The sequence below is a fragment of the Okeania sp. genome (assembly GCF_983059655.1).
In genome coordinates this window covers 1-5964 of sequence record NZ_CEZPJD010000490.1, presented here as the reverse complement: position 1 = coordinate 5964, position 5964 = coordinate 1, and the positions used below count along the sequence as shown (strand labels likewise).

5 protein-coding genes are annotated in these 5964 nt (G+C 37.5%); 2 read left to right on the top strand and 3 right to left on the bottom strand.

Annotated features, from left to right (window positions below):
* The first annotated feature begins 126 nt into the window (after window positions 1–126).
* Window positions 127–495, top strand: coding sequence for a Tc toxin subunit A-related protein (locus AC3DU7_RS22545; protein WP_488041541.1), 369 nt, complete (start codon window positions 127–129; stop codon window positions 493–495).
* 659 nt (window positions 496–1154) lie between these two features.
* Window positions 1155–2876, top strand: a complete 1722-nt coding sequence (locus AC3DU7_RS22540; RefSeq protein ID WP_488041540.1) for a diflavin flavoprotein — start codon at window positions 1155–1157, stop codon at window positions 2874–2876.
* A 285-nt stretch (window positions 2877–3161) separates the two neighbouring features.
* On the opposite strand, the gene AC3DU7_RS22535 is transcribed toward AC3DU7_RS22540, so the two are convergent.
* The 3 genes from AC3DU7_RS22535 to AC3DU7_RS22525 form a co-directional block, all read right to left on the bottom strand.
* On the bottom strand, window positions 3162–3557 hold the full coding sequence (locus AC3DU7_RS22535) for a hypothetical protein (RefSeq protein WP_488041539.1): 396 nt from the start codon (window positions 3555–3557) through the stop codon (window positions 3162–3164).
* A gap of 1068 nt (window positions 3558–4625) precedes the next feature.
* Entirely contained in the window at window positions 4626–4937 is a 312-nt protein-coding gene (locus tag AC3DU7_RS22530; protein ID WP_488041538.1) for a hypothetical protein, read from the bottom strand.
* A 552-nt stretch (window positions 4938–5489) separates the two neighbouring features.
* On the bottom strand, window positions 5490–5900 hold the full coding sequence (locus tag AC3DU7_RS22525; RefSeq protein ID WP_488041537.1) for a hypothetical protein: 411 nt from the start codon (window positions 5898–5900) through the stop codon (window positions 5490–5492).
* Window positions 5901–5964: the final 64 nt, after the last annotated feature.

Genomic DNA, 5964 nt, shown 5'->3' with positions numbered 1-5964 from the left:
TCTTCAAATGGAAAAGCTGTAATTCATATTAGACATCTCCAGAAAAGAGGGAACAGGGAACAGGGAACAGGGAAGAATAATTGATAATTTATGGATAAGAATTGATTTTATTTTTGATTTTTGGAGATGTCTATTCAGGAGTTTTGGTTTGAGGAAGATTTTCCAGAGGAGTTCGGACGACGTATTCAGAGTGTTAAAGTTAAGTTCTTAGGGTTAGAAGGTAGCGATGCTATTGCAGCAGAATTAACTCAAATTTCTAACCGATATTCTGCTAAAGAACGAACTTTGCAAAGGGTTTGTGCTTATGGCAAAATTAAGCTGTTAGGTGTTGAGACAGATACAGCAACAATGACACCGAAGCAAAAAGGACGATTATTACCATTTGAAGGTTCTGGTGTAGAATCAACTTGGTTGTTATCTGTTCCGGAGGCGGTGAAAGCTATCCAGAAGAAAAAAGTTAAGTTTAAGCATAAGTCTAGATCTGGAGAAAATTGAAGATATTGAGATGACTGTTCGTTATATGGCGAAATATTAATTTTGCTTGTCTAACTTTTGGTAGTGGACTGACACTTATGCAATTGTGCGTTACAACGAATTGTTAAATGTCTTTCATAGTATAGATTTTAGCCGTCTAACGCACCCTATTGGACTGTTTCATCTTAAATGGTGCAATAGGAAGTTGGGCTGAGATTGCTTTCCTGACGGAATGCTCCGCAAACACATTCGTTCGCAATGACAAATCTAATGCACAGTTTTAGGTGAAACAGTCCACTATTTTGCTGCTGATATAAGTAATATCAAATCTGTTGACTTCGGAGTAATATAATTCCGTCGATCGTCATACAATTATTACTTTTGACTTGAAGAAAGCGATCGCCCGAATACGATAAAATATAGTATTTAACCAAGTTATATGTGCAATTAATCAGATTCGATATCATATATTACTTTTGACTTTTGACTTGAAGAAAGCGATCGCCCGAATACGATAAAATATAGTATTTAACCAAGTTATATGTGCAATTAATCAGATTCGATATCATATATTACTTTTGACTTTTGATTTTTGACTTTTGACTTAAAGAAAGCGATCGCCCGAACATGATAAAATATAACATTATACATAATTTTTGTATAGACTATATAACTAAACTATGCTACAAACCACCAAAAAAAAAGATGTTCAAGTTCTCATAATTGGCGAAGATACAAAAGTTCTTCGGTCTCGCACTTGGGATAGACTAAAATTTGAAGTCGAATATTCTCTACAAAAAGGCACTACTGCGAACTCCTATCTCATCCAAGGTGAAAAAACTGCCGTTATCGACCCTCCAGGTGAATCATTTACTAAAAATTACTTAGACTCATTGCAATTACGCTTAGATTGGCATCGCCTTGACTATATAATTCTAGGACACTTTAATGCTAACCGTGGTGCTACCCTCAAAGCTTTATTATCCCTCGCACCTCAAATAACTTTTGTCTGCTCAAACCCCGCAGCTTTAACTCTCAAAGACTATTTTCAAGAACAAGAGTTGAAAATTCAAATAGTTAAAGGTGAAGATACTTTAGACTTGGGCAATGGTCATCAATTACAATTTATTACCACTCCTACCCCTAAATGGCCTGATGGTTTGATGACTTACGACCCAAAAACTCAAATTTTGTTTACTGATAAATTCTTTGGCGCTCACGTTTGCGGAGATCAAGTTGCTGATGAAGGATGGAGTATCTATAGCGAAGACCGACGTTTTTATTACGACTGTCTCCACGCTGCTCAGGCAAAACAAGTGCTTTCTGCCCTAGATAAAATTTCTGAGCTGAGTGTAAAATTCTATGCTTCCGGTCATGGACCGATAGTACGCTACGGAATGACTGAGTTGACCAGTTTATATCGGAAGTGGAGTCAGGAACAAAATTCACGAGATTTGAATGTTGCCTTGCTTTATGCTTCAGCTTATGGTAATACTGCAACTATTGCTCAGGCGATCGCTAAGGGTTTAACTAAAGCAGGAGTAGCTGTAGAATCAATTAACTGTGAAGCTGCCACGTCTGATGAAATCAAGGAAGCAATTGAAAAATGTGATGGATTTGTTATTGGCTCTCCCACTCTCGGCGGTCACGCACCAACTCAAATTCAAACAGCTTTGGGGATTATACTGAATACAGCTTCTAAGAGTAAACTAACTGGCGTATTTGGTTCCTTTGGTTGGAGTGGTGAAGCCATTGACATTTTGGAAAGTAAGTTAAAAGATGCGGGTTATAAGTTTGGTTTTGAAACTATTCGGGTGAAGTTTAAGCCAGATGATAAAACGCTTCAAACTTGTAAGGAGGCAGCTATTGATTTTGCTCAGACTTTGATCAAGTCTAGGAAACTTCGCGCTCCTAAACCTTCGGCAAGTGCTTCAGGAAGCGATCGCACAGCTCAAGCAGTGGGGCGTGTTGTGGGGTCTTTGTGTGTGATGTCTGCCAGACGTGGAGATGTTACTAGTGCGATGTTAGCTTCTTGGGTTTCTCAGGCGACTTTTAATCCTCCTGGGGTGACTATTGCTGTGGCAAAAGACCGGGCACTAGAATCTTTGACTCATACAGGCGATCGCTTTGTGTTGAATATATTAGCTGAGGGCAAACAGTTGAGAAAGCATTTTCTCAAACCTTTTGCACCAGGGGAAGATCGTTTTGTTGGGGTGGAAACTAAGGAAGCTGAGAATGGTTGTCCGGTTTTGACAGGTGCTTTGGCTTATTTGGAATGTAAGGTGGCAAACCGGATGGAATGTGGCGATCATTGGTTAGTTTATGCAGTAGTAGAGAATGGTCAAGTCTTGAATGAGGGGGTAACAGCAGTTCACTTCCGCAAGTCAGGTAGTCATTATTAATGTCAAGTTATTGAAGAACTTTCTCTTAGAATATAGTAGGGACATTCAATTGAACGTCCCTACGTAAGTAGATGATTGTCAGAAAAAGACATTATTATTATTGATAGTAAAGCCAAATTGTTTTTAGATAACTGCAAGAGTGCAATCAGCAGTAAATAATGCAGTAAATAATATTGTAGGTAATATTCAAATAAGCTACTAATACCCTATTTAGATTTATTTGTTTCGAGCATCTTCTCATATACTCCAAGTTTTCAAGATACAAGATACCTAATTTCTTATTTCTTAATGCTCAGATGAGGGTTTATGGTCATTTTCTAGAGCATTTTCACTAGCTCTAAGGTTCTTCGCCATTATATTATGTAAACTTAACCAAGTGTGATATAGTTCCGCATCAAAATGGCTTCCACTTGTGAGCGTATCATTGCTATTGTCTCCTTCGATAAAGTATTTACCACTAGCTTGTGGATCAGTGTTTCCAAATATAGTCCATATTTGTCTAGACTCAGAATCTATATCTGATGATTCTATGCTATCATGGGGTAAATCGTCTTCATAACACATTTTGATTGTATCATTTTTCCCGCCTCCTATCACAGTATCCTTACTACTTAGCCTATCCTTGGGGTTTGATTTTTTGTTTGGTTCTCTATTATTACCTTCTTTACCTGCTTTTGCCATTTTTTTTCTCCTAATCTTTACATTGATTCGCTTAACAGTAACTTTTGCTGCACTGAGAATATTATTACTCTAATCTCTAGCAAAATAAATACCGTTTTATTCAGGTTTACTCAGGAAAAAAGTTCAGTTTTATTCAGGTAAAAGTTCAGTTTTATTCAGTTTTATTTAGGTTTGATGATAAGAATAAGTATAATCACTGAGAAATTGCTGAGAAAGTAGCATTTTAAGAGTTGAATCGTCTATTAATGATTTATATCATTTGAAGCTAAAATTTTGCAAGTAGTATTATAGCAAATTTTTCATGTGAACTAGCTATGAGTTATTAGCTAGTTTCCTGCTGAGGAACTACGTTAACAGCCAGAGTGCCTAAAAATTTGTGTGGCCGAAATGGTATCTGGCAAGCGGAGTATTGCAGAACGGAAAAGTTTGGGTTGCTCATCCCCGACACGCCAGCAAGTCGTTTTTTTTGTACCCCCGTTGACTATGAGGTTTGATACCGTTGTTTCTCTCGGTCAGGAGCCGGGAAGTTGGAGTCATAAACGAAGGCAGAAGGCAGGGAGTAGAAGGAACAATTGGATAGTTTTATCAAAACAAAATCGGTCTAAAACCCCGCCTTTTAAGGCACAATATTTTTAGAGCCTTGCTCAAACCCCCTACTTCCCCTCCTGGGAGCAGGGCTGTTTGATTCTCGATAGACACGGGGACGCGGAGATACGGGGATTGAGGCTTTGAATTCATGATTAAAAGTTGACTTTTCACCATTTTAATCAGAGCAAAAAGGACGCTTATTGGCTGAAAAATTGGCAAATTTTGGTAAATTTCACTGTTCCACGACTCCCCCATCTCCCGTTCTATCTAAATCGTTAATCTACAATACTTTGAAACAGCCCTGCCTCCTGGGAAGAGTTAGGGGCGGGTTAACTTCTGACTTCTGACTTCTGACTTCGTTAAACCCCACCGTCACTTGGGATGCAAATGGGATTGGTGGGGTTAAAATCCTAATTTATCGAATTCTCAGTCTTACTGACTAACTAAACTACTTTTTTAAATTGTTTTAACTAAAAAAACTTAGGCTTGATTTGAACCTACTTCCAGTAATTTTTCCAATCTTGCCGTTGACCAGTATTCCGTGGGATAGGCGATCGCAAAAATAGACGAAAGTCGAACCAACCATGTCACCTGCTTAAAAGTATCATCTTCGTCATCAAATTCATCCGGTGGAACTAAGACCATAATTTCTACAAAATCTTTAGTTACAGTAATGGGGAGACCATAATAAGTTTCCTCAGCTTCAATGCGGACTTTACTACCATTTTCCAATGCTTCTGTTAATCTTTGATAAAGAAGATTAGACTTTTTTGACTTTTGTTTTTTGGCCACAATCATTTATTCTCCCTAAGTCTGATGTTGCAGTTTAGCGCTTTTAATAGCACTGATGTACAACTTCGCCATTAACTCGTTAGCAGTCGCCGCATTTTGCAACTTACTAAAGTTAATTGTATTCTGGTTGAATTTTAACTTGACTAAGCAAGTTTTTAACTTCTTTGTCGCTTAACCACATCTCAATTGCCCAGAAATCCGTACATAGTTTTCGATAATGAGATGTGGGTCTTTGGGAATGTTTAGCCCCAAAATGACTAATGACATGAAAAATTCGTCTTTTTCCCAAATCAAAATGTACTGTTACTACCGGGACTTAATGCTGAAAAAGCAAATTATGACTAGAAGTCAATATGGACTTTATCTGGATTTAGCACTTCTATATAGTAACTTCCTCATAACAACTATTGTGGATTTGGCTCCCAATATTACAACAATATTCGACCACAAACTATCTATAAAAGTTTCTACAAAGAATGATATAATAATATATTGATTCTTAAGTCTAAAGTAGTGTCTTAGGAAATGCACGCTGTACTTTTCAAACATCCTCTAACTATAACGTTGCAGTTTAGTGCTTTTAATAGCACCAACGCACAACTGTACTACCAACTCAGTTGCAGTAGCAGCACTTTGTAATTGAGCAAAATTAAGACTATCTGGTTTAATATTAGTTTCAGATAAAACCCTATTAATACCATCATCAGTTAACCGCATTCCTGCTTCCATAAAATCAGTACAAATTCCTTGATGTCGTTTAGTTAAAGCTCGACTGCGTTTGCACCAAAAATGGCTAATAACATGAAAAACGTGTCCCTTTTTCCAATCAAAACTAACTGCTACTACTGGTGCTTTATGACGTACTAATAGATCGTGACTGGCAGCTTCAATAGTAACTCTAGGATTAAGTATTTCAATAGGATGACTGCTAGCTTCTAACCACCATTGCGGATCTGCTCCCAATACTACTACTTCATCTTAGTGCATCTACTAATTTATTAAACATAATTTCAACAGCCTTGGCCCA